The following is a 21,775-nucleotide window of genomic DNA, read 5'->3' as shown; positions in this document are numbered from 1 at the left end:
CTCCGAGAGGAACCACCGTTTCCTCTCTATAATGCCCGTGGATTGCGCCGATCGCATGGCAGGTCGCCGCCGCCTCGGATTCAGCGGCGCGTGTCCTGTTCGTTCTTCAGCAGCGCTCGGGTCAGGAGAAGAACCGGCGTGATGCCGACGAGCACGATCAGAAGCGCGGCGATGGCCCCGTCCTCGAAGGCCGCGCGAGAGGCCTGCGCATAGACATGCGTCGCCAGCGTGTCGAAGTCGAAGGGGCGCAGCAGGATCGTCGCGGACAATTCCTTGGCCGCATCCACGAAGACGAGAAGAAAACCCGTGAGAACGGCCGGGCGCATCAGCGGAAACAGGATCGTGGCGAGCACGTCGCCCGGCCCGCGCCCGAGCGTGCGCGCGGCCATGTCGAGATGGGGCGACAGTTTCGCAAAACCGCTTTCCAGCGTGCCATGGCCCATGGCGGTGAAGCGCGCCGTGCAGGCGAGCACGATGGCGAGCCCGGAGCCCGAAAGGAGAAGCCCGGTCGAGACGCCGAACCAGGCGCGCATCCACGCATCCAGCGCATTGTCGAAGGCGGCGAGCGGCACGAGAAGGCCGATCGCCAGAACCGTTCCGGGCACCGCATAGCCGAGCGAGCCGAGCCGGGCGAGCGCGGCAAGCGAGCGGCTGCGGCGAAGGCGCAGACCATAGGTCACGAGAAAGCTCGCGCCGACCACGAGGCAGGCGCTGGCGCCCGCCACGAGAACCGTGTGCCACAGCGCGCGCCAGAGCGCCGGGTCGGCGAGATCCCCCAGCCGGCTCATGGCATAGCGGCTGAGGATGAAGAGCGGCACCCCGAAGCCGGAAGCGAGCGGCAGGAGGCACAGGGTGAAAGCGCCGAGAGCCGCCGGGCCGCGCAGGCGCACGAGCGGCGGCGGCGCCATGCCGCCCCGGCCCGCCGTGAAGCCCTGCCGCCGCCGCGCGAAGCGCTCCAGCCAGACCAGGGCGACGATCACCGTGAGCATCAAAAGCGCGATCTGCGTCGCCCCCTGAAGATCGCCCCGGTTGAGCCAGGTCGAATAAACGGCGAAGGTCAGCGTCTGGACGCCCAAGAACTCCACCGCGCCGATATCGTTGACGACTTCCATCAGGGCGAGCGACACGCCGACGGCGATGGCGGGCCGGGCCAACGGCAGGAGGATGGTCGCAAACAGGCGCAGCGGCCCGGCGCCCAGCGTGCGCGCCACCTCCGCCATGCGCCGTCCCTGCATCAGGAAGACGGCGCGCGTCGCGAGATAAACATACGGGTAGAGGACGGAGGACAGAATCAGGATCGCGCCGCCGAGCGAGCGGATTTCGGGGAAGCTGTATTCGGCCCGTGTGCGATAGCCCATCAGGGCGCGCAGCCCCGTCTGCACTGGACCGACATAATGCAGAAGCTCGTTGAAACAGTAGGCCGCGATATAGGTCGGCACGGCGAGCGGCAGCACCAGCGCCCAGGCGAAAGCCCGGCGGCCCGGAAAGTCGAAGCCGGTGACGATCCAGGCGAGAAGCGTGCCGAGGAGGCCCGTCGCCAGCGCCACGCCCAGCATCAGGAAAGCGGTGGTGCGCGTCGCGTCGGGCAGGACGGTGCGCAGGAGATGCGCCCAGTCCCCGCCCGAGCCGGACACGGCGATCCAGCCGAGCGACAGGATGGGCAAGGCGACGACGAGCGCGAGCCCGGCGGCGCCCAGCACGAACCAGCGTTCCGAGCCCACCGCGCGGCGGCGCGCATGGAGCGATGGGAGCGGTGAGGGGAGCGGACCCGCACGGCTCATCGCCGCTCGCTCCGCTCGCGTTGCTCGCCAGAGCGGCCTGTGAGCGTGCAACGACCAGCGCCCGCGCGATCACACGCGGGCGCTGGTCGAGGATGGCCGGATCGGCGAAGCGTCATGCGGAAAGCGTCAGGTTTGCGGTCCCTTGTCGAAGCCGACCTCGTCGATCAGCTGCGAGGCCTTGGCGCGGTGGGAGGCGATGCCGGTGAGTGACAGCGTGTCGGGCTTCAGCTCGCCGAAGCTCTTTACGGTTTCCGACTGCGCCACGCCGGGCTTCAGCGGATATTCGTGATTGATCTCTGCATAGATGCGCTGCGCCTCGTCGGTCGTCAGAAATTCCATGAACTTGACGGCATTGTCCCGGTTGGGCGCATTCTTCGCCAGACCCATGCCGGAAATGTTCACATGGGTGCCGCCGTTCTCGAAGGTCGGCAGAACGACCTTGATCGCCTTGGCCCATTCCTTCTGTTCCGGCTCCTTCTCGTTGTTGCGCATCAAGCCGACATAATAGGTGTTGCCGATGGCGATGTCGCACTGGCCGGCGGCGACGTTGCGCGCTTGATCGCGGTCGCCGCCCTGCGGCGCGCTGGCGAGATTGTCGCGCAGGCCTTCGAGCCAGGTCTTGGTCTTGGCCTCGCCATGATGGGCGAGGAAAGCGGCGATCAGGGCGACATTATATTGATGCTGACCCGAGCGGATGCAGATCTTGCCCTTCCACTTGGGGTCGGCGAGGCTTTCATAGGTGATGGGCTCGTCGCCCACGCGATCGGCCGAGGCATAGACGACGCGCGCGCGCGCCGTGACGCCCGACCATTCGTTGCCCTTGTCGCGGAAGGCGGCCGGAATGTCCTTGGCGATCACGGCGTTCTCGAGCGGCTGAAGGATGCCGGCTTCGCGCGCCGCGTCGAGGCGGCCGATGTCGACTGTCAGAATCACGTCGGCCGGCGAGTTGGCGCCCTCCGCCTTCACGCGCTCTTCCAGGCCCTTTTCGATGAAGATCGTCGCCGTGGTGAGCCCGGTTTCCTTGGTGAAGGCGTCGAGCAGGGGCTGGATCAGCGCCGGCTGGCGGGACGAATAGATGTTGACGTCGGCGGCTTCAGCCGTGCCGCCCATCAGCGCCGCAAAGCCGAGCGCCAAGAGACCGCCGCGAAGGAAAGTCGGTGTCATCGCAGGAACATCCCATCCATGGCCCAGCGTCGAGGGGCCGCCAAAAACGAGCCCGCCACGAGCGACACATCAAAAGTCGAGCGTGAGGGTCGAGTTTTGACATGCCGGAAGCAGGCTACCGGATCAATCCCGATCCGAGGTAACGTTCCGGTGATCTATGAGATTAGAATGATTCTATACTTTCTCTATTAAGTAAAGATGATCAATTGATGATTTAAACCGCGAGGACGCGCGGCGCGGGAAAGGCGACTTCCACCAGCGTTCCTTCGCCCGGCGTGGAGGCGATGGAGAAGTGCGCCCGGTTCGCCTCGACCATGGCCTTGGTCAGCGGCAGGCCGAGCCCGGTGCCTTCGCCGCGTCCGCCGGCCTTGACCTGCTGGAATGGAGTAAGGGCGATCTCCACCTCCTGATCGGTCATGCCGATGCCGGAATCGCGGAAGCGCAGGCTGACGGAGCCATCCTCGTTGTGATGGGTTGAGGCGACGATCTGCCCGCCCGCCGGCGTGAAGCGCACGGCATTGGCGATGAGGTTCAGCGCGATCTGCCGAACCGAGCGCCGATCCGCCACGACCGGCGGCACCGAGGCCGGCAGGACCGAGCGCACGATCACCCGCTCGCGATTGGCCTGCGGCTGCATCAGCGACACGACCTCGGCCACGACATCGTTGAGCGAGACCGACTCGAAGGTCAGCTCGATCTTGCCCGCCTCGATCTTGGATATGTCGAGGAGGTCGTTCACGAGGTCGAGCACATGGTGGCCCGAGCGCTTGATGTCGCCGAGATATTCGAGATAGCGCTCGTGGCCGATCGGGCCGAAGCACTCCGAGGCCATGACATCGGCAAAGCCGATAATGGCGTTGAGCGGCGTGCGCAGTTCGTGGGACACATTGGCGAGGAACCGACTCTTGTGGAGGCTGGCGCTCTCGGCCAGCCGGCGCGCCTCCACCAGATCCTTCTCGGCCTGCTTCCACTGCGCGATGTCGCGGATCACCACGCACCAGCCGCGCCCGTCGGACAGGCGGCCGAGCGTCACGAACAGTGGGATCGTGCCCTGCTCGGAGCCCTTGGCGCGCTCCGGGCCGACCTTGGCGAAGACTTCGCGCCCGTCGTTCAGGATCGAGGCAAGCCCGTTGTCGCGCAGCGTCTCGATATAATCGTGCGCGCTCTGCCGGCTTTCGGGCGCCAGCAGATCCACGAAGGGCAGGCCGAGATAGATGTCGGGCGAAAGGCCGAACAGGGCCTCGGCCGCGCCGTTCATCTTGCGCACGCGCTCGCTGGCGTCGAGCAGCACGATGCCGTCCGTCGCGGTGTCGAGAACGGCCTGAAGCTCCTCCACCTCGCGCTGGAGATCGACCACCGTCCCGGCCAGAAGCTCGTCTTCCGGCTCGGGCCGTTCGGTGAAGGACATGAGAAGGCAGGAGCGCCCGGCCACGGACACGCGCTGAAGATGCAGGCGCGTGCGCTCCACCGTGCCGTCGCCGCACTGGATCGTCGCCTCGTCGCCCTCGTCGGATTCGCCAGGCGACAAAACCAGACGATCGAGCCCGCCGGCATCATCCAGCGCGTCGAGATCGCGGTAGCGCGTAAAGGCGAAGAAGCGCTTGTTGGCAAAGAGCAGCCGGTCGCCCATCTGTACGAGCACGGCCAGCGGCAGCGCGTCGAACATGTCTTCCAGCTCGTGCGCCGCGAATGGAACCGTGTCCTCCCGCTTCTCCGCCTCGCTCTCGCCGACTTCGGCAACGGGGGCCGGGACCGGCGCAGGAACGGGCACCGGAACCGATCGCAGCCGCGGAAACACGCCGAGTTCCGCTCCGATGGCGCGGAAGGCTGCCGCTTCGGCGCTCGACAGCGCGCCCTCGCGCGCCTGTCGTTGCTGGACCGTTTCCTCGGCCGGCATGTCGGGCTCGCGGGTGCGGCGGCCGAAGCTTGCGCGCGTGTCGGCGGTCTCCGGCCCGCTCGTGGAGGCCGTGTCCTCGGCGGCTGCAACCACCGGCGCACCGCTCGTCAGCACCAAACCCAGCGCGTCCGGGTCGGCCACATGCTCGGCCGGGCGCACCACGCCGAAGCCGCGAAAGCCTTCGAAGCGGCGGTCGCGGCCATAGATCGGCAGCGCCGCCAGATCCACGGGTGCCTTGCGATCCGTGCCTTCGATCGGCCAAAGGATGGAGCGGCCCGACCACGTGTCGCGGCGCGCCAGTAGGCGCTCGACCTCGCCGCTGTCGTCCAGCCCGTAGACGCGGGCGACATCGGCAAAGGTGCGGCCGATCACGTCGGCCGAGTGCGGGCCGACCACTTCGGCAAATTCGGGAGACAGGCTGGAAATGCGGCCGGCCTCGTCGATCTGCCAGACGAAGCGCATGGGCTCGCGGTCGAGATCGGCGTCGAACAAGGGTGCCGTGGAGGCGGGCAAGGCCGCATCCGCTTCCAAAAGGGCGGGTTCATCGTCGCCCGCAGCATCGTAGGCGGACGCTTCGGCCAGCCAGGTTTCGTCCGCCTTGGTATCCGAAGAGGAAGCGGAGGACTCAGGCATAGCTTCCACATCCAGCGGCGCTGCGGGCGTCGCGGGTTCGTCGGATTCCTCGATCGCCGGCGCGTCCGGCGCGTCCATGTGAATGAGCACCAGACCCTCGGCGACCTTGGCGAAGGACAGGGCGCCGAACTCGTCCTCGACGGTCAGTCGCTCTTCGCCTGCTTTCAGGAACTCTACGCCCTGCGCGGCCAGAAGCGCATGTTCCTCGGCCGGCACCTGCGGAGTGCCCCAGACGAAGCCGGTTTCCGACACGATGCAGGCCGGCACGGTCGTCAGCCCCGCTTCGCCGACCAGCCGCTCCGCGAAGGCCTCGCGGGTTTCGCCCGGCGCGCCGTCGAAGCGCACTGTCAGCAGCACGTGATCGCCATTCGATCCGCCGGCCTCCAACCGCGCCAGAACCGCACGGCCCATGCCGGCGTCGGCGGGGCGGAGCAGAAGCTGTGTGCGGCGCTTCAGGCGCAGCGTTTCGCGCGCCAGGCCGATCTGCGGCAGAAGCGGAGACATGCCGGCTTCGTCGCTGCTGCGCCGCCCCGTGGGCAGGGCCAGAAGCGCCGCCCCGGCGGCGTTGCACCAGAGAACCGTGGCGAGATCGGCCGACAGCACGGCCACGGCCGAGCCGAGGGCGTTGGCCACACGCACGGCTGGAAGAACCATGAAGTCGAGAGAGGTCGAAATGGTCGTGGCTCCAGGTCGTACAACAAAAGAGTTACTGGAGCGTTAATAAGGTCTTGCGCGGCTCAAATCCAGAACAGACCGCATCCTTGGCCGCATCGTCCGGCGACAGGGTTAATGCGCCGGAGGTCTTAGCGCGCGAACCCGCGCAACCCTTGATGATGTCGCCTCGTTGTGGTCACAATGCTGCCCAGAAGGAGCCCCCGCCATGTCCGACACAGATAAGCCGCACGATGCCGCCAACGCCGCCTTCGAAGGCGCGCGACAGGCTTTCGACTCGATGACCAATCCGCAGGCCTTTCGGGACGCGCAGGCGGCCTTCGGGATGGATCCGTCCAAAATGACGGAAACCTTCCGCGCCACCGCCGAAAAGTCGATGGAGCAATCGCGCGAGGCCTATGCGCGCATGAAGACCGCCGCCGACGAAGCGGCCAAGACGCTGGAGGCCACGATCGAGAACGCCCATTCGGGTTCGCTCAATCTGACCAAGCGCGCGCTGGACGGAATGCGCACCCAGGCGGAAATGAACTTCTCGCATCTCGAGAAGCTCGCCGGCGTGAAGTCGGTGTCCGAGTTCATCGAATTGCAGACGAGCTTTTTCCGCCAGCAGGTGGAACTCGCCACACGCCAGGCCCGCGACATCCAGAGCGCATCGCAATCGGCCGCGCGCGAGGTGCTTCAGCCGAGCCGCGAGGCCGCCGAGCGCGCCGCGGGAAAGACCGAGTTCTGATCTTTCAAGCTGCGAAACGGGCCGATCGCGGCCCGTTTCGCACCCGGCCGGGCCGCGCGGCTTTGTCCACAGATCGCTCTTTTTGGAGCGCGGCCCTTGCCATCCCTTTCGAAAAGCCGTATTGGCGGTCTCGTCGTCACGACGATATGCGGTTGTAGCTCAGTTGGTTAGAGCGTCGGATTGTGGCTCCGAAGGTCGGTGGTTCGAACCCACTCAACCGTACCATTCCAAATCATTGTTCTGCAGATGATGGGCGCTTTCGAAGCGTCGCAGCATGACGTGATATCCTCCGTTAGACAGTCTGGTTGCACAAAATGACGGGCAGATCCGCGCGTTGGTTGGTCCTTGTGCGGCGGAATATCTATTTCGCATTTGGCTGAGACCATCGCGCTGAGTGATTCTTAGGGTATGGCTGCTTTGGCAAGCCGGCGATGGTGCGGAAGGCTGCCGCCAGGCGGCGGAGGTTCCGGGGCGAAGCAGGGCGAAGGCTTGCCGATGCAATGGCGGCGCTTGTTTCTGTCACGAGTGCTCGGCGCGCCGACTGTCCGCCGGTCCATGGGCGGGGCCAGGAATTTTGCCGCGTGAGGCGGGCGGCTAAGCCGCGTCGCGGTTGACAAGCGACGGGCTCGCCGGGACATGTGCGGGCGGATCGGTTCCGATCCGTTGAGCGAGTGGCACGTAGCCTCCCGCGCTCGGCCACCAGCCTGCCCGGAGACGTCCTTGGAAACCGTCACGATCACGCTCGTGCTTCTTCTGGCCGTCGTCGCCAGCGGCATTTTCCTGCGCGTCCTGCCGTTTCCCGTGCCGCGTCCGCTGTTTCAGATCGTGCTGGGGGCCGCCATCGGCCTTTTCGCGGACCTGCGCGTCAGCCTCGACCCCGAAATCTTCTTTCTTCTCTTCCTGCCCCCGCTTCTGTTTCTGGATGGCTGGCGCATTCCGCGCGAGGAACTGTTCAAGGACCGGATCATCATCGTCGAGCTGGCGCTGGGGCTCGTGGTGGTGACTGTCGCGGGCATGGGCCTGTTCATTCACTGGCTGGTGCCGGCCATGCCCTTGGCGGTGGCCTTCGCGCTGGCCGCCATCGTCTCTCCCACCGATCCGATCGCCGTGTCCGCCATCGCCAACCGCGTGCCGATCCCCAAGCGGATGCTGCATATCCTGGAGGGCGAGTCGCTGTTGAACGACGCGTCGGGCCTCGTCTGCTTCCGCTTCGCGGTCGCCGCCGCGCTTACAGGCACGTTCTCGCTGGGCGACGCGGTGCTCAATTTCGTCTGGGTGGCGCTGGGCGGGCTGGCGGTCGGGACCTTCGTCACGCTCGCCATCACGCGGGCCAAGGATTGGGTCTCGGAGCGCTTCGGCGAGGACACGGGCTCGCAGATCCTGATCAGCCTGCTGATCCCCTTTGCCTGCTATCTTCTGGCGGAGCATCTCGAATGTTCCGGCATTCTGGCGGCCGTCGCGGCGGGCGTCACGATGAGCTTTGCGGAAAGCCGGGGCCGCGTCATGGCCGTCACGCGCGTTCGCCGCAGCACGGTCTGGGACACGATCCAATATGCCGCCAACGGCATCATCTTCGTGCTTCTGGGCGAGCAATTGCCGGCCATCGTCTCGCGCGCCGCCGAGACGGTCAGCCAGCCGGGCCAGCACGAGATCACCTGGCTGATCCTCTATGCCGTCGCCATCACGGCCGGGCTCGCCGCCCTGCGCTTCACCTGGGTCTGGCTGTCGCTGCAACTGACGCTTCTGCGGCGGCGCGACCGCACAACCTCGCCGAGCTGGCGCATCGTCGCGGCCATGTCCTGCGCGGGCGTTCGCGGCGCGGTGACGTTGGCTGGCGTCCTGACCCTGCCGCTGACGCTGAGCGACGGCTCGCCCTTTCCGGCGCGCGATCTCGCCATCTCGCTGGCGATGGGCGTGATCATCGTGTCGCTGCTGGTGGCGACCTTCGGCCTGCCGCTGCTCCTGCGCGGCCTCGAACTGCCGCCCGAACCCTCGCAGCAGGCGGAAGAGGATGCCGCCCGCATCGCGGCGGCCGAGGCGGCGATTGCCGAGATCGGCCGGCTCCTCAGCCAGACCGCCGATCAGGGCAAGGACGCCGATCTTTATGTCGCGGCCGCCTCGCAGCTCACCGATCTCTACCATCGGCGCATTGAGCGCCGTTCGGCGGAGGGCGACAGTGCCGAGACGGCGCAGCGTTCGGACCGGATCGAACGCGAGATGCGGTTGGCGGCCTTGAACGCCGAGCGGGCCGAAATCTTTCGCAAGGTGCGCCGCCGGCAGCTGGGCTCCGAAACGGCGCGCCGGCTGGTGCGTGAGATCGACCTGTTGGAAACGCGCTACGCCGGGTGAGGACGCAGACGCGTCTCAAGCCACTGTCCCGGCCACCGCCTCCAGCGAGCGCCGGTCCACGATCTCCACCAGATGCGCGTCGGGCAGGCGAATGAGGCCCTGGTTGCGCAGCTTGGTGAAGGAGCGGGACACGGTTTCGATGGTGAGGCCGAGATAGTCCGCAATATCGGCGCGCGTCATGGCGAGCGGCACGGGATTGTCGGCCATCTTGTTTTCCGCCATCCGGCGCGACAGGGCGAGAAGAAAGGCCGCGAGCTTTTCCACCGGGGCCAGCCGGCCGAGAATGACCTGATTCTCCCGCGCCTGACGCAGGGCCGCGCGCGTGAAGCGGAACAGGCGATCCTTGAGCCGGGGATAGGTTTCGATCAGGGCATCCATTTCCCGCACCGGGAAGGAGCAGAGCGCGGCCGGCACTACGGCCTCGACGCTGGCCGTATAAACCTCGTCGTCGGCCAGGCCGAGATAGTCGCCGGGCAGCAGGAAGCCGGTGATCTGGCGGCGACCGTCCGGCAGGGCCATCGACAGGCGCAACATGCCCTCCGTCAGGCTGTAGACGCGCTTGCGGCTTTCGCCTTCCACCACCAGCGTTTCATCCGCGTCCAGCCGGCGCGCGGTCATGATCCGCTCCAGCGCGCCGATCTCGTCATCCGCCAGGGCCGCGCAGACCGCCATGGTCCGCACGCCGCACTCGGCGCATGCGCCGCAGGGCGGACGATGGGCGCGCTCGGGCAGAGGTGAGATGGCGGGGTGAAGGGCGACGGGCCGCGACACGAATCTTCTCCGGAAAGCCGATTGCGAAGGCTTCCATACTGGTGCGCCCGCCGCGACGAAGGGTCAACCCTCGCAGGGACGGGCGCAGCCATGCTCCTGAGTTATGGCATAAGGATCAATCGTCTTCGACGAAGACCTCCTTGCGCTTGGCGCGAATGGAGGGCAGCAGCGCGACGATGACGGCGGCAAGACCAAGGGCCAGAAGCGTGGCCGAGATCGGGCGCTCCAAGAACACCATGGCGTTGCCGCGCGAGATGATCATGGCGCGGCGCAGATGCTCTTCGAGCAGCGGCCCCAGCACGAAGCCGAGCAGCAGAGGCGCGGGCTCGCATCCCAGCCGGATCAGCACGTAACCCAGAATGCCGAACACGCCGATCGCGTAGACATCGAACGGGTTGTTGTTGATCGAGTAGCAGCCGATGGCCGCGAACAGGACGATGGCGGGAAACAGGACCCGGTAGGGAATGGTCAGCATCTTCACCCAGAGCCCGATCAGCGGCAGGTTCAGGATGACGAGGAGCACATTGCCGATCCACATGGAGGCGATGATGCCCCAGAAGAGCGCGGGCTGGGTGTTGATGACGTTCGGGCCGGGCGTAATGCCCTGGAGGATGAACGCGCCGACGATCAGCGCCATGACCGGGTGAGCCGGGATGCCGAGCGTCAGAAGCGGGATGAACGAGGTCTGCGCGGCGGCGTTGTTGGCGCTCTCGGGGCCGGCGACGCCTTGGATCGCGCCGTGGCCGAACTCGGACTTGTTCTTGGCGAGGTTCTTCTCCAGCGAATAGGAGGCGAAGGAGGAGAGGACGTGGCCACCGCCCGGCAGAACGCCGAGAATGGAGCCGAGCACCGTGCCACGCACGACAGGGGCGGCGATGCGCTTGAAGTCGTCCTTGGTGAGCCAGAGGCCCGACACCTTCTTGACGCCGACCTCACGCGTCGTCTCGTTCTCGAGATTGCGAAAGATTTCCGCCACGCCGAAGACGCCGACGGCGATCGAAACGAAATTGATGCCTTGGTAGAGTTCGAGCTGGCCGAGCGTGAATCGCGGCGTGCCAGTGTAGATGTCCTGGCCGACCGTGCCGAGCAGGAGGCCCAGAAAGATCATCGCCAGCGCCTTGATCACCGAGCCATGGGCGAGCGAAATCGAGACGAGAAGGCCGAGCACGATCAGCGCGAAATATTCCGGCGCGCCGAACTGGAGCGCGACGCGCGAGAGCGGCGGAGCCGCCACGGCCAGGAGCAGGGTGGCGACCGAGCCGGCGAAGAACGAGCCGAGCGCGGCGGTGGCGAGCGCCTTGCCGGCATGGCCCTTGCGGGCCATCTGGTAGCCGTCGATGGCCGTCACCGCCGAGGAGCTTTCGCCCGGCAGGTTGATCAGGATGGCGGTGGTGGAGCCGCCATATTGCGCGCCGTAATAGATGCCCGACAGCATGATGAGCGCGGTGACGGGCGAGAAGGTGAAGGTGATCGGCAGCAGCATGGCGATGGTCGCCGTCGGCCCGATGCCGGGCAGGACGCCGACAAGCGTGCCGAGCAACACGCCGATGAAGCACCAGAAGATATTGGTGACGGTAAAGGCGGTCTCGAAGCCGAGCGCGAGATTGGACAGGAGTTCCATGCGCTGCTCCGTCAGGAAAAGAGGGGGCCGAAGGTCGGCAGGGTGATGCCGAGCCCGATCTTGAAGACCAGCCAGCAGAGGGCCGACATGCAGGCGGCGATAGCGAGCGAGGAGAGGATGGTGTTGCGTGCCGATGCCAGTGCGACGATGGCGGTGCCGACGAACACCACGGGCACGAGGCCGAGTAGGGCGCCGAACTCGCCGAAGATCACCAGCGCCAGAACCACGAGGGCGATGCCCTTCCAGGGTATGGGCGAGGGTTGAATCCGCTCATGCTTGCGCAGGCCGGTGAACCCGATAATCACGCCGAGAAGGGCGAGAACGACCGCCAGAACCAGTGGAATGAAGCCCGGCCCCATGCGCAGCGCGCTGCCGAGCGGATAGTTCAGCGACTCCAGCCCAAAGGCAAGCGCCACGGTGACGAAGATGAGGGCGGCGAAAAAATCGCGGCGTGAGCGAATATCGGCGCTCGAAGACATCTGGCGCGGGGTTCCCTTCTCTCGATAGTCAAAGATCCCCGTCCGCGCCGGGCCGCTAGGCGCGCGCGTATCGGGCAGGGGGCGGGTCCAGCCGGTTCGATCGAACGGCGGGACCCTGCCGCTCGTCAGTTGGCGTAGACGCCGGCCGCCTCGATGATCGGCTTCCACTGCGCGATCTGCGAGGAAAGCTCCTTGCCCAGAGCCTCGGGGCTGGCCTCGTCGGCCGAAACCGGCGCGGTGCCGAGTTCTGCGAAGCGCGCCTTCACGGTCTCGTTGGCCAGGGCCTTCTTCAGGGATTCCTGAAGGCGGGCGACGATGGCCGGGTCCATGCCCGCCGGCCCGTAGATGCCGTGCCAGACGCCGATGTCGAGTTTTTCGAGGCCCGCTTCCTTGGTGGTCGGCAGGTCGGGCAGCGAGGCCAGACGCTCAGGCGAGGTCACGGCATAGGCTTTCACTTCGCCGGCCTTGATCTGGTTGGTGGTGTTGGTGGTCTGGTCGCAGATCAGATCGACCTGACCGCCCACGATATCGGTCATGGCTGGGGCCGCGCCCTGATAGGGCACCGTCACCATCTGCACGCCCAGCGTTTCCTGAAGCAACATGCCACAGAGATGCGAGGCGGAGCCGATGCCGGCATTGGCATAGGTCACGTTGGTGCCATCCTTCTTGAGATGGGCGACCAGCGCGGCCATATCAGCCGGCTCGAAATCCTTGCGCGCCACGATGGTCATGGGAACCGAGGTGACGAGGCCAACGGGCGCGAAGTCCTTGACGGGGTCGAAGCCGAGATTGCGATAGAGGGTCGGCGCGGTGGACATGCCGATATGGTGGAGAAGCAGCGTGTAGCCGTCCGGCTTGGCCTTGGCGACCTGACCCGCGCCGAGCGTGCCGCCCGCCCCGCCGACATTCTGCACCAGCACCTGCTGCCCGAGATCGCTCGACATGGATTGAGCGATCAGGCGAGTCACCGTATCGGTCGGGCCGCCGGCGGAGAAGGGAACCACGATGGTGATGGGCTGCGTGGGATAGGTGCTTTGTGCTGCGGCCGGCAGCGTCAATGCGGAGGCCAGCGCGAAGGACGCGATCAAGCCCTTGAGTGAGAACGACATGGTTCCTCCCAGAAATGTCGGTTCCGCCTTTCGGCATAACGATATGAGGGACCGAAGGGGGAAGGCTTGTCCAGTCGAGGAAGAGGCAGGTCGCATACGAAGTATGGCTGACAGGTGATGAGGCGACGACGACCGGAGCGTGCCTTCTCCCATGTTTCGAGCGATTTTGATCGATTGAAGCGCGAAAGGCGATTGTCGTTTGCTCCTTCATCTCCATAGGCGGCGTCACGCTCGTTCACGGCGATTTGATGGATGGAAGGGCAGGGTTGCCACCGTCGCGTCATGCTTGGGAGGTGCGTCGACGCTTTAGGACGTTTCGGCCGCGAATCAAAAAGGAGACTGCGCCGAAATTTCGAGCAGAAAACGGGGCGCGAAGGGAGGGCGGCGAGGGTCTCGGGACCTCGAAGGATGGCTCGCCGGGTCGTGTCTGTGTCACGGAGTGCTGGAGGACGCCTATGCCTTCGGCGCGGACTGCGCGTCGCTTCGCGAGGACGGACGAAAACTCCGTTTAAATTTCAGCGGAGAGTCGTTTGGCAACTGCTTGATCGCGCGGATACGGAGCGCTTGACCGATGTAGCTCGTCCTCGCCCTGATCGGGAAAAGCAAAACCCTGCGGCTCGGCAGAGCGCAGGGTTCGCAAAGGAATGGGATCTTGGGGATCGACCATCCCGCCGTCACTATCCCAGGCCGCCAGTACATCCGTGGTCGGCGTTGGGATGAGTGTTGCTGTTGTAACTGGTGGAGCTTGCGTGAAGCTGAACCAGCAGGTCTGGCTTAGAGAGCCTTAAGGCTGTCGGCTGCCATCTTGCCCGTGCGGCGATCGGCCACGAGCTCGAAGCTGACCTTCTGACCGTCCTGCAGGGTCTGCAGACCGGCGCGCTGCACAGCGCTGATATGAACGAAGGCGTCCTGGCCGCCGTTGTCCGGGGCGATGAAACCAAAGCCCTTTTCGGTGTTAAACCACTTAACGGTTCCCGTAGCCATGGGATACCTTTCTGAATAGTCGTGTGCCCTGAAGGCGCAAAAAGTGCGCCCAACTGCATCGAAGTCTGCGAAGAAATGGATTGATCATGCGCTGGGCCGCAGCGCGTCGACAAACTTTCCGGCCATCATTCGATGGGTAATACTATGAGCAGGCCCCATCTCTTTTTCAAGGCGGGCATCCGCATTATTTTGCCGCCCGGCCATCAGCTTTAGGCAAGGATTCGTGACCGATAGAAGGCGGCTATCCCGCAAGGGGTGAGAGCCTTTTCGCCAAAAGCTGGGCCGATGTGGCAAGGGGAACACAGCGGGAACAATGTCCGAATTCGGCCATCGTTCCTAACCAATCCTCAACCGAATCGAACCAATTTCGGACGGGCCAGCAAGGATTGGATGACCATGCTTCTCGACCGTTTCATGACCTTCGTCGTCGATATGACCGCTCTCGCCCTGACGGCGGCCGGAATCTTCGCTGCCGCCTGTCTGGCCTTCCCGCCGCTGCCGCAGTTCGTGCTGCGCATGGTGGGCTGAACGCTTCCGCGAATGCGCCGTGCTCTCGGCTTTCGAGCTTATGGCCCCGGCGCTACGACGGATGCGCTTCCACTTCGGCTTCGCCGTCCTCCCCGAGCAGCGTCTTGCGAAGGCGCTGTTCGTCTTCCGGGCTGATATCGAGCGGCTTGGCGCCGTCGTCCGGAAGGCCTGAACCGCTTTGGGCAAGGCCATCATGAAGCGGGCGGGAATTCATCCCGCTCGAGATCGCGTCGCGTTCCGTTGAAGAGCTCATGGGAACCTGCCGTGTTAAAGTGTCGGTTCCTTTTCAACGCGCCAAGTCAGGAAAAGTCTCATGCCGGTTTGGCGGATCGCGCGGCCTTCCAACGAGGATAGAGCAAGCCGATCACCAAGCCGCTCATGACGAGCAGAGCCGCCGCGATCTTCCAGAGCGGCAGGGGCTCGCCCAGCCAGAAGGCCGAGGCTCCCATTCCGAAGAGCGGCACGAGCAGCGCCAGCGGCGTGACCAGCGCGGCCGGGTGGCGCGACAGGAGCCAGCCCCAGGCGGCGTAACCAAACATCGTGTTGCCGATCGTCTGCCAGAGCACGGCCGCCCAGGTCGCGGCATCCGCCGAGACGAGGCCTTGGCGAATGGCCGGCCAGCCTTCCACGGCAAAGGACAGGATAAAAAGCGGGGGCGCCGAGAACAGGCTGGCCCAGACGACATAGGGAAGCATGTCCGTCGTCTTACTGGCACGCGACACGATATTGCCCCCCGCCCAGGCGAGGGCCGCCAGAAGCACGAGCACGAGACCGAGAGGCGTTGCCGATCCGTCCGTATGCGTCAGGATCACGCCGAGGCCGGCGATGCCGAAGAGAAGCGCCACCCATTGATAGGACTGCACCCGCTCGCCCGACAGGCGCATCGACAGGCCGATGGTGAAGAAGACCTGCGCCTGGACCACGAGCGAGGCGAGGCCGGGCGAGATCGATCCGCGCAGCGCCACGAAGAGCAGCCCGAACTGGCCCGCGCCGATCAGGACGCCATAGGCGGCAAGGTGGCTCCAAGGCACGTTCGGCCGCTTGAGAAAGAACACGCCGGGAAGCGCCGCAAAGAGAAAGCGCAGGGCCGCGAAGAGAAGCGGGGGCAGATGTTCGAGACCCATATGGATCACGACGAAATTCGTGCCCCAGACGGCGACCACGGCCAGACCCAGCAGAAAATGCCGGAAGGGGAGGAGGGACGTGTCCATGGCCAGCCTTTCGCGATCGGGAAAGCGCTTGGCGAGCAAGGCTCCGCCGAAAGCGCTCTCGCGTCCTGTCTTGCGCAGTCTCCACGCGGAGGGCGGATGCCGTTCTCGCCGGGAATGCTCGGGTGCAAGGCTGAGACCGCTCCGCCTTGCCGGACGCTGGGCAGCGCCCGGTGGCGTCTCGCTTGGGGAGAACGCAAGGCATCGAACTTGGGGCGGGAGAAGAACGGGAAACTGCCTGGAGGCAGGATCATCTTTTGTCGCCTCGCGCCGCCCTGTCGGGCCTCGGTCTCGCTCCTGCGAAACACCGCGAGGCAAGCTCTTAGGCTTTTCACATGCGCTTGAACAGCGCCGTCAGCCGAGCGGCAAGCGGGAAGGGCGGCGTGCGCCCTTCCGCGTCATCAGGCTTCAGGCTGCCGGGCGGCGGCGCACATAGCCGGCCGAAACGGTGCGGCTGAGTTCCATTTCCAGTTCGCGCTGGCGCATGACGAGATTGCGCAGGGCCTGAAGCGTGTCGCCATCGACCTCGGCCAAGGCCAGTTCGATGGTGCGGTCGAGTTCGTCCGGGTTCTGTAGGGCGGGATGCGCCATGGCTCGATCTCCGATTCTGATCGGGTCCAGCATCGCATGAAGCCCTCTTGCGCAATCTTGCGCTTCGCTGGATTTCCCCTGCAAAATCAGCACGAAGCGCGTTTTAAATGTCTGGAAAACTCCGGTTTCGGCCTTGCCTTGCGAGGGCGACGCACCACGCCTTCTGGGGAATCGCTTAACGCGTCGGCGCGTGGAAGTCGGGCGGCTTGCGCGCGATCCAGCTGAGGAACCGCTCCAGCTTGGGATGGGCTGCCAGCGCCACGCCATCGGCCTCGAACCGCGCCAGTTCGGCGTTGGTGAAGCTCGCATGAATGGTGCGATGGCAGATCGGGTGAACCGGCACCGTGTCGCGCCCGCCCCGGCTTTTGGGCTTGGGGTGGTGCCACTCGACCTTTCGGCCGAGCGGGCGGCGGCAGAGCCAGCATTCGGATGGAAGAGCGCTCATCGCTAGGAGATGAGGCCTCGCCGCCCCGCCTCGCAAGAGCCTGCGGCCAAAGGGATCAGTCGTCGCCCTCGGCTGAGGGAGGATAGGCATGGCGCGCGCCCGAGGGATCTGCCACCTGCCAGCCGTCGCCGTCCCCTTCCAGATAGGACGGTCCCACCGGAACCTTGCCGTAGCCGCCGGGAATGTCGAGCACATAGGTCGGCTGGCACAGGCCCGAGACGCGGCCGCGCAAGGCGCGCATCAACGCTTGGCCTTCATGAAGGCTGGTGCGCAGATGGCCGGTGCCCGGCGCGAAATCGCCCTGATGGAGATAATAGGGCTTGATCCGGTTCTCCACGAAGCGGCGCATCAACTGCCCGAGCGTTTCCGCATCGTCGTTGACGCCGCGCAGGAGCACGCTCTGGCTCACCATCGGAATGCCCGCATCGACCAGCCGCGCGATGGCAGCCTCGGCCTCGGGCGTGAATTCACGGGAGTGGTTGGCATGAAGCGCGATGAAGACCGCGCCGGAAAAGCGCTTCAGCGCTGCGACCAACTCGGCTGAAACGCGGGACGGCTCCACCACGGGCACGCGCGTGTGAAAGCGCAGAACCTTGACGTGCGGGATCGCGCCGAGCCGGTCGCCCAGATGGGCCAGCCGGCGCGGCGACAGGGCGAAGGGATCGCCGCCTGTCACCACGACTTCCCAGATTTCGGGATGGGCCGCGATATAGGCGAAGGCGGCGTCGAGTTCGGCGTCGGACAAGGTGCCGAGGCCTTCCGGGCCAACCATCTCGCGCCGGAAGCAGAAGCGGCAATAAACGGGGCAGACATGTAGCGGCTTCAGAAGCACGCGGTCGGGATAGCGATGAACGATGCCGGTGAGGGGCGAATGCGCGTCGTCGCCGATCGGATCGGCCTCGTCTTCCGGTGCGTGGATCAGTTCCCTGATATCAGGCACGAATTGCAGGCCGATCGGATCGTCCGGCGTCTCGATCAGCGCCGCCATCTCGGCCGTGATCGACACGGCATAGCGGGAGGCGACCGCCGACAGGGCCTCCAGCCTCTCCGCCGGGGCAAGGCCCGCCTCCACCAGCGCCGCCGCGCTGCGAACCGGCCGGCTCACGGCGCGAACTCCGCAACCGGCGTCCAGATCACATCGTCCACCCGGCTTGCACCCAGCGCCAGCATGACGAGACGATCGAAGCCGAGCGCAATGCCGCTCGCCTCCGGCATGACGGCGAGGGCTTCGAGGAAATCCTCGTCCAGCGGATAGCGCTCGCCATAGACACGCTCCTTCTCGTCCATCTCGGCCAGAAGCCGGCGGCGCTGCTCGGCCGCGTCCGTCAGCTCGCCGAAAGCGTTGGCAAGCTCGACGCCACAGGCATAAAGTTCGAAACGCTCCGACACGCGCGGGTCGCGCGCCGAGCGGCGGGCGAGCGCGGCTTCGGCGGCCGGGTATTCGTCGAGGATCGTCGCGCGGCCGTTGCCGATCATCGGCTCCACGCGCTCCACCAGCGCGCGGCTGAAAAGATCGGCCCAGGTATCGTCGAGTGTGGCGCGCAGCCCCGCGCCGCGCATGGCCTCGGCCAGCGCATCCCGATCCGTGCCGCCCGCCTCGTCCACGCTGTCCAGAATGTCGAAGCCGACGAAGCGGCGGAACGCCTCGGATACGCTCACCCGCTCGGGCTCGGCGAACGGGTCCGCCTCGCGGCCTCGAAAGCGGAAGCGCCCGATATCGGCCACCTCTGCGGCAAGGCGCAGGAGCGCCGCGCTGTCCTCCATCAACCTGTCATAGGTCTCGCCGGCGCGATACCATTCGAGCATGGTGAATTCGGGCGAGTGCAGTGCGCCCCGCTCGCGGTTGCGATAGACCGGGGCGAAGGTGAAGAGCCTCTTCTCGCCGGCGGCCAGCAGTTTCTTGCAGGCAAATTCCGGTGAGGTGTGGAGATAAAGCGGCTGGCGCTCGCCGTCGATGCGCAGCATTTCGGTGGCGAAGGCAGCAAGATGCGCCTCGTTTCCGGGCGAGACCTGAAGCGCCGCCGTCTCGACTTCCACGTAGTCCTGCGCCTCGAAAGCCGCGCGGAAGGCGGCCTTGATCCGCCCCCGAGCCAGAAGGCGCAGGCGGCGGTCGGCATGGACATGAGGGGTCCACCAGGGGGATCGGTCTGTCATATCGGCTGAAACTCGGAAAGTCCGTGGCGGCTGGCGGATGGGCCGAAGATGGGTTAGGCCGCTCCCCAGCCATATCCAAGGCCATTCATAAGGAACAAGACCCGTGAAGGTGATCGCCAGCTCGCTCCGCAAGGGGAACGTCGTCGAACGCGAAGACGGCAAGCTCTATGTCATTCTCTTTGCCGAGAACATCCATCCTGGCAAGGGCACGCCCGTCACCCAGCTCGACATGCGCCGCATTTCGGACGGCACCAAAGTGTCGGAGCGCTACCGCACGACCGAACAGGTGGAGCGCGCCTTCGTGGAAGAGCGCGACCACACCTTCCTCTACACGGACGGCGAAGGCTTCCACTTCATGAACCCGGAAAGCTTCGAGCAGCTGGCCGTGCCGGAATCGGTGATCGGCGATGCCGCACCCTATCTTCAGGAAGGCATGACGGTTCAGCTCTCGGTCTATGACAACAGCGCCATCGCGATCGAGCTGCCGCAGCGCGCGATCTACGAAGTGGTCGAGACCGAGCCCACCACCAAGGGTCAGACGGCCTCCTCGTCCTACAAGCCTGCCGTCCTGTCGAACGGCGTGCGCACGCTCGTTCCCCCGCATATCGCGACCGGCACCCGCATCGTCGTCATGACGGCGGACGGCTCCTATGTCGAGCGCGCCAAGGACTGATATCGAAGGCGGCGGGTCGCGATGGCCTGGCGCCCTGCTTTCCCCTCGCATCCAGCGCCGCCCGGTGAGGCGGCGTTAACCCTCCTGCGCGACAGTCGTCCCAGTGCCGAAGACGGGTCTTCGGCGGGCGTCGTCGCGCGAGGGAATTCGTGGATATGTCTTCGTTCGCAGCTTGGGGCGGGGGATCGCGGCCCGCCAGGCCCAAGGGGCTGAGCGCGCGATGAGCGATTTCGCCCTGGCCTCGCCTTCGCAAACGGCGTCCGCCGAAGCGGTCTATGCCCTGCGCACGGTGCTGGCGACACTGATCCTTACGGTCGGCTTCGTCAGCCTCACGCCCTATGCCTCGATCTATACGGGCGATGCGGGCGGCAATATCCTGAATCAGCTCGGCTACGGGCTGCTGGCGCTCATCTCGCTCGTCGGCCATCTTGTCTTCACCGAGCGGCGCGTGGCGCGCGCGCTCCTGCGCCCGAGCTGGGTGCTTCTTCTGGGATGGTTCGCGCTCTCCTCCCTCCAGACGGCGGACCCGGCCGACACGTTTCGCGGCGTCGTGTTTGCCGGCATCTCCATGCTCGCCGTCACCGGGGCGCTCTGCCTGCCGCCGGACGGGCGCTCCCTGCGCATCGCGCTTGGGTTCGCGGTCATGACGGCGCTGGTCATGTCCTATGCCGGCGTCTTCATCTGGCCGAGCCTCGGCCGGCATGTCGGCGATGTCCATGCCGGGCTCTGGCGTGGCATCTACAGCCACAAGAACGTCGCGGGCGCGGCCATGGCGGTGTTCTTCTTCGCGGGTGTCTATCTCTTCCGCATGAAGAGCCACATGATCGGGCTCCTGATCATGCTTCTGTCGGCCGTCTTCATCCTGCGAACGGGGTCGAAGACCTCGCTCGGCCTTACCATCATCGTCTTCGTCGTGGTCATGTCCGCCCATGTTTCGAAGGTGCGGGCCGCGCCGGTGATCGTGGCGCTGCTGGCGCTTCTGGGCGCGGCTTATTTCACCATCGGCACCGTCCTGTTTTCCTTTTCCCGCGAGATCGTGCAGGCCATCGCGCCCGGCACGAGCTTCACCGGGCGTCTCGAGCTTTGGCGCATGGCGCTCGGCGCGATGGAAGGGCATGGCTGGACGGGCTATGGGCACGGCGCCTTCTGGACGCTCGCCAATCTGATCCATCAGGAGATCCCGATGGAATTCTCTTGGGATCCGCGCGGCGCCGTGAACGCGCATGAAGGCTATCTCGACATTGCCCTGTCGGTCGGCTGGCCGGGGCTGATCCTGGCGCTCTGGGTGCTCGTCGGCGCGCCGCTGAAATCCTATCTCCATGTGGGGCTAGGGCGCGAAAGCACACGACTGGCCGATTTCTTCCTGATGTCGCTTCTGTTTCTGCTTTTGAACGCCATGCTGGAAAGCTTCTTCTTCGAACGCGCCAACTCGCTCTGGGTCATGACCTTCTTCGTCGTGGCCGGGCTCAATCTCCTCGGGCGCTTCCGCACGGACTGAGCCCCGCGACCTCAAGCAAAAGGCGCCGAGCCCGCGCGGGCCCGACGCCTTTTTTGTTTTTGCCGTCGCAGATCGTTCAGCGATGCCCGCCGGAGGCCTCGCCGCCCTTGCGCCCGGCCTCAGCCGCGCGTTCGGGGTCGTTCTTGAAATTGCCACCCGAGGCTTCACCGCCCTTGCGCCCGGCCTCGGCCGCGCGTTCGGGGTCGTTCTTGAAATTGCCGCCCGAGGCTTCACCGCCCTTGTGCCCGGCCTCGGCCGCGCGTTCGGGATCGTTCTTGAAATTGCCGCCGGAGTTCTGTCCTCCCTTGTGGCCGGCTTCGGACGCCTTCTCACGGTCGTTGGAGAAATTTCCTGGGTTCTGATTCTGCGTTGCCATGATGGCACTCCCTGTTCGTGTGGCTGAAAAACGGGAGATACTCGTCGCGCGTTCCGAATGAACTGTTTTCGTATGACGTATTGAGTCGGGTATATTGTCTTCTTAAGTTGCT

20 protein-coding genes and 1 tRNA gene are annotated in these 21,775 nt (G+C 65.6%); 6 read left to right on the top strand and 15 right to left on the bottom strand.

The window, feature by feature from the left end; genetic code table 11:
- Positions 1 to 80: 80 nt before the first annotated feature.
- The 3 genes from AUL36_RS02565 to AUL36_RS02555 all read right to left on the bottom strand — a co-directional run bounded on the left by AUL36_RS02565 (position 81) and on the right by AUL36_RS02555 (position 6,129).
- Positions 81 to 1,781 (bottom strand): ABC transporter permease, encoded by a 1,701-nt coding sequence (locus tag AUL36_RS02565; protein ID WP_062217626.1) that lies wholly within the window; start codon positions 1,779 to 1,781, stop codon positions 81 to 83.
- 126 nt (positions 1,782 to 1,907) lie between these two features.
- On the bottom strand, positions 1,908 to 2,945 hold the full coding sequence (locus AUL36_RS02560; RefSeq protein WP_062217621.1) for a Fe(3+) ABC transporter substrate-binding protein: 1,038 nt from the start codon (positions 2,943 to 2,945) through the stop codon (positions 1,908 to 1,910).
- A gap of 214 nt (positions 2,946 to 3,159) precedes the next feature.
- A complete protein-coding gene (locus AUL36_RS02555; protein WP_062217619.1) occupies positions 3,160 to 6,129 on the bottom strand; it encodes an ATP-binding protein in 2,970 nt (989 codons plus the stop codon).
- A 226-nt stretch (positions 6,130 to 6,355) separates the two neighbouring features.
- Between AUL36_RS02555 and AUL36_RS02550 the strand changes: the two genes are divergently transcribed.
- The 3 genes from AUL36_RS02550 to AUL36_RS02540 all read left to right on the top strand — a co-directional run bounded on the left by AUL36_RS02550 (position 6,356) and on the right by AUL36_RS02540 (position 9,226).
- On the top strand, positions 6,356 to 6,877 hold the full coding sequence (locus tag AUL36_RS02550) for a phasin family protein (protein WP_082655465.1): 522 nt from the start codon (positions 6,356 to 6,358) through the stop codon (positions 6,875 to 6,877).
- Between the two features lie 148 nt (positions 6,878 to 7,025).
- Positions 7,026 to 7,102: transfer RNA gene (locus AUL36_RS02545), tRNA-His, on the top strand.
- A gap of 495 nt (positions 7,103 to 7,597) precedes the next feature.
- Positions 7,598 to 9,226 (top strand): Na+/H+ antiporter, encoded by a 1,629-nt coding sequence (locus tag AUL36_RS02540; RefSeq protein ID WP_062217616.1) that lies wholly within the window; start codon positions 7,598 to 7,600, stop codon positions 9,224 to 9,226.
- Positions 9,227 to 9,241: 15 nt separating this feature from the next.
- Here the strand turns inward: AUL36_RS02540 and AUL36_RS02535 are convergent, their stop codons facing one another.
- The 5 genes from AUL36_RS02535 to AUL36_RS02515 form a co-directional block, all read right to left on the bottom strand.
- A complete protein-coding gene (locus AUL36_RS02535; protein ID WP_082655473.1) occupies positions 9,242 to 9,898 on the bottom strand; it encodes a Crp/Fnr family transcriptional regulator in 657 nt (218 codons plus the stop codon).
- A 214-nt stretch (positions 9,899 to 10,112) separates the two neighbouring features.
- Entirely contained in the window at positions 10,113 to 11,618 is a 1,506-nt protein-coding gene (locus tag AUL36_RS02530) for a tripartite tricarboxylate transporter permease (RefSeq protein ID WP_062217612.1), read from the bottom strand.
- Positions 11,619 to 11,629: 11 nt separating this feature from the next.
- Positions 11,630 to 12,097, bottom strand: coding sequence for a tripartite tricarboxylate transporter TctB family protein (locus tag AUL36_RS02525; protein ID WP_058601838.1), 468 nt, complete (start codon positions 12,095 to 12,097; stop codon positions 11,630 to 11,632).
- A gap of 125 nt (positions 12,098 to 12,222) precedes the next feature.
- Entirely contained in the window at positions 12,223 to 13,206 is a 984-nt protein-coding gene (locus tag AUL36_RS02520) for a tripartite tricarboxylate transporter substrate-binding protein (protein ID WP_062217609.1), read from the bottom strand.
- Between the two features lie 774 nt (positions 13,207 to 13,980).
- Entirely contained in the window at positions 13,981 to 14,190 is a 210-nt protein-coding gene (locus AUL36_RS02515) for a cold-shock protein (protein WP_058601840.1), read from the bottom strand.
- A gap of 390 nt (positions 14,191 to 14,580) precedes the next feature.
- On the opposite strand from AUL36_RS02515, the gene AUL36_RS23635 reads away from it, so the two are divergent.
- Complete coding sequence (locus tag AUL36_RS23635; RefSeq protein WP_156418238.1) at positions 14,581 to 14,718, top strand: hypothetical protein; 138 nt, start codon at positions 14,581 to 14,583, stop codon at positions 14,716 to 14,718.
- 52 nt (positions 14,719 to 14,770) lie between these two features.
- On the opposite strand, the gene AUL36_RS02510 is transcribed toward AUL36_RS23635, so the two are convergent.
- The 6 genes from AUL36_RS02510 to epmA form a co-directional block, all read right to left on the bottom strand.
- Positions 14,771 to 14,971: a hypothetical protein gene (locus tag AUL36_RS02510; RefSeq protein WP_062217607.1), complete on the bottom strand. Its 201-nt coding sequence runs from the start codon at positions 14,969 to 14,971 to the stop codon at positions 14,771 to 14,773.
- Positions 14,972 to 15,029: 58 nt separating this feature from the next.
- On the bottom strand, positions 15,030 to 15,929 hold the full coding sequence (locus AUL36_RS02505; RefSeq protein WP_062217742.1) for an EamA family transporter: 900 nt from the start codon (positions 15,927 to 15,929) through the stop codon (positions 15,030 to 15,032).
- 405 nt (positions 15,930 to 16,334) lie between these two features.
- Entirely contained in the window at positions 16,335 to 16,517 is a 183-nt protein-coding gene (locus tag AUL36_RS02500; protein ID WP_058601843.1) for a hypothetical protein, read from the bottom strand.
- 175 nt (positions 16,518 to 16,692) lie between these two features.
- Positions 16,693 to 16,962 (bottom strand): HNH endonuclease, encoded by a 270-nt coding sequence (locus tag AUL36_RS02495; RefSeq protein WP_058601892.1) that lies wholly within the window; start codon positions 16,960 to 16,962, stop codon positions 16,693 to 16,695.
- Positions 16,963 to 17,017: 55 nt separating this feature from the next.
- A complete protein-coding gene (locus tag AUL36_RS02490) occupies positions 17,018 to 18,067 on the bottom strand; it encodes a lysine-2,3-aminomutase-like protein (RefSeq protein WP_062217603.1) in 1,050 nt (349 codons plus the stop codon).
- Positions 18,064 to 19,116 carry an EF-P lysine aminoacylase EpmA gene (gene epmA / locus AUL36_RS02485; RefSeq protein ID WP_062217600.1) on the bottom strand — a complete coding sequence of 351 codons (1,053 nt, stop codon included), beginning with the start codon at positions 19,114 to 19,116 and terminating at the stop codon, positions 18,064 to 18,066. Before epmA ends, AUL36_RS02490 begins: the two co-directional genes overlap by 4 nt.
- A gap of 103 nt (positions 19,117 to 19,219) precedes the next feature.
- On the opposite strand from epmA, the gene efp reads away from it, so the two are divergent.
- Both efp and AUL36_RS02475 read left to right on the top strand, forming a co-directional pair.
- The gene (efp, locus tag AUL36_RS02480) at positions 19,220 to 19,789 is read left to right on the top strand and encodes an elongation factor P (protein WP_058601846.1); all 570 of its coding nucleotides are present in this window, start codon (positions 19,220 to 19,222) and stop codon (positions 19,787 to 19,789) included.
- A 220-nt stretch (positions 19,790 to 20,009) separates the two neighbouring features.
- Positions 20,010 to 21,287 (top strand): O-antigen ligase family protein, encoded by a 1,278-nt coding sequence (locus AUL36_RS02475; protein ID WP_062217597.1) that lies wholly within the window; start codon positions 20,010 to 20,012, stop codon positions 21,285 to 21,287.
- 76 nt (positions 21,288 to 21,363) lie between these two features.
- On the opposite strand, the gene AUL36_RS24500 is transcribed toward AUL36_RS02475, so the two are convergent.
- Positions 21,364 to 21,663 (bottom strand): general stress protein, encoded by a 300-nt coding sequence (locus AUL36_RS24500; RefSeq protein ID WP_062217594.1) that lies wholly within the window; start codon positions 21,661 to 21,663, stop codon positions 21,364 to 21,366.
- Positions 21,664 to 21,775: the final 112 nt, after the last annotated feature.

Origin of the sequence: Aureimonas sp. D3, assembly GCF_001463805.1 — a bacterium.
Classification (GTDB): domain Bacteria; phylum Pseudomonadota; class Alphaproteobacteria; order Rhizobiales; family Rhizobiaceae; genus Aureimonas; species Aureimonas ureilytica_A.
Note: the sequence above shows the minus strand (reverse complement) of the source record. Positions and strands in the feature narration are given on the sequence as shown.

Coding starts and splice junctions, on each gene's coding strand:
- epmA (WP_062217600.1), bottom strand. CDS start 19,116: ATGACAGACCGATCCCCCTGGTGGACCCCTCATGTCCATGCCGACCGC.
- AUL36_RS02555 (WP_062217619.1), bottom strand. CDS start 6,129: ATGGTTCTTCCAGCCGTGCGTGTGGCCAACGCCCTCGGCTCGGCCGTG.
- AUL36_RS23635 (WP_156418238.1), top strand. CDS start 14,581: ATGACCATGCTTCTCGACCGTTTCATGACCTTCGTCGTCGATATGACC.
- AUL36_RS02530 (WP_062217612.1), bottom strand. CDS start 11,618: ATGGAACTCCTGTCCAATCTCGCGCTCGGCTTCGAGACCGCCTTTACC.
- AUL36_RS02505 (WP_062217742.1), bottom strand. CDS start 15,929: ATGGACACGTCCCTCCTCCCCTTCCGGCATTTTCTGCTGGGTCTGGCC.
- AUL36_RS24500 (WP_062217594.1), bottom strand. CDS start 21,663: ATGGCAACGCAGAATCAGAACCCAGGAAATTTCTCCAACGACCGTGAG.
- AUL36_RS02510 (WP_062217607.1), bottom strand. CDS start 14,971: ATGAGCTCTTCAACGGAACGCGACGCGATCTCGAGCGGGATGAATTCC.
- AUL36_RS02525 (WP_058601838.1), bottom strand. CDS start 12,097: ATGTCTTCGAGCGCCGATATTCGCTCACGCCGCGATTTTTTCGCCGCC.
- AUL36_RS02475 (WP_062217597.1), top strand. CDS start 20,010: ATGAGCGATTTCGCCCTGGCCTCGCCTTCGCAAACGGCGTCCGCCGAA.
- AUL36_RS02535 (WP_082655473.1), bottom strand. CDS start 9,898: ATGGCGGTCTGCGCGGCCCTGGCGGATGACGAGATCGGCGCGCTGGAG.
- AUL36_RS02560 (WP_062217621.1), bottom strand. CDS start 2,945: ATGACACCGACTTTCCTTCGCGGCGGTCTCTTGGCGCTCGGCTTTGCG.
- AUL36_RS02520 (WP_062217609.1), bottom strand. CDS start 13,206: ATGTCGTTCTCACTCAAGGGCTTGATCGCGTCCTTCGCGCTGGCCTCC.
- AUL36_RS02565 (WP_062217626.1), bottom strand. CDS start 1,781: ATGAGCCGTGCGGGTCCGCTCCCCTCACCGCTCCCATCGCTCCATGCG.
- AUL36_RS02495 (WP_058601892.1), bottom strand. CDS start 16,962: ATGAGCGCTCTTCCATCCGAATGCTGGCTCTGCCGCCGCCCGCTCGGC.
- AUL36_RS02515 (WP_058601840.1), bottom strand. CDS start 14,190: ATGGCTACGGGAACCGTTAAGTGGTTTAACACCGAAAAGGGCTTTGGT.
- AUL36_RS02550 (WP_082655465.1), top strand. CDS start 6,356: ATGTCCGACACAGATAAGCCGCACGATGCCGCCAACGCCGCCTTCGAA.
- AUL36_RS02500 (WP_058601843.1), bottom strand. CDS start 16,517: ATGGCGCATCCCGCCCTACAGAACCCGGACGAACTCGACCGCACCATC.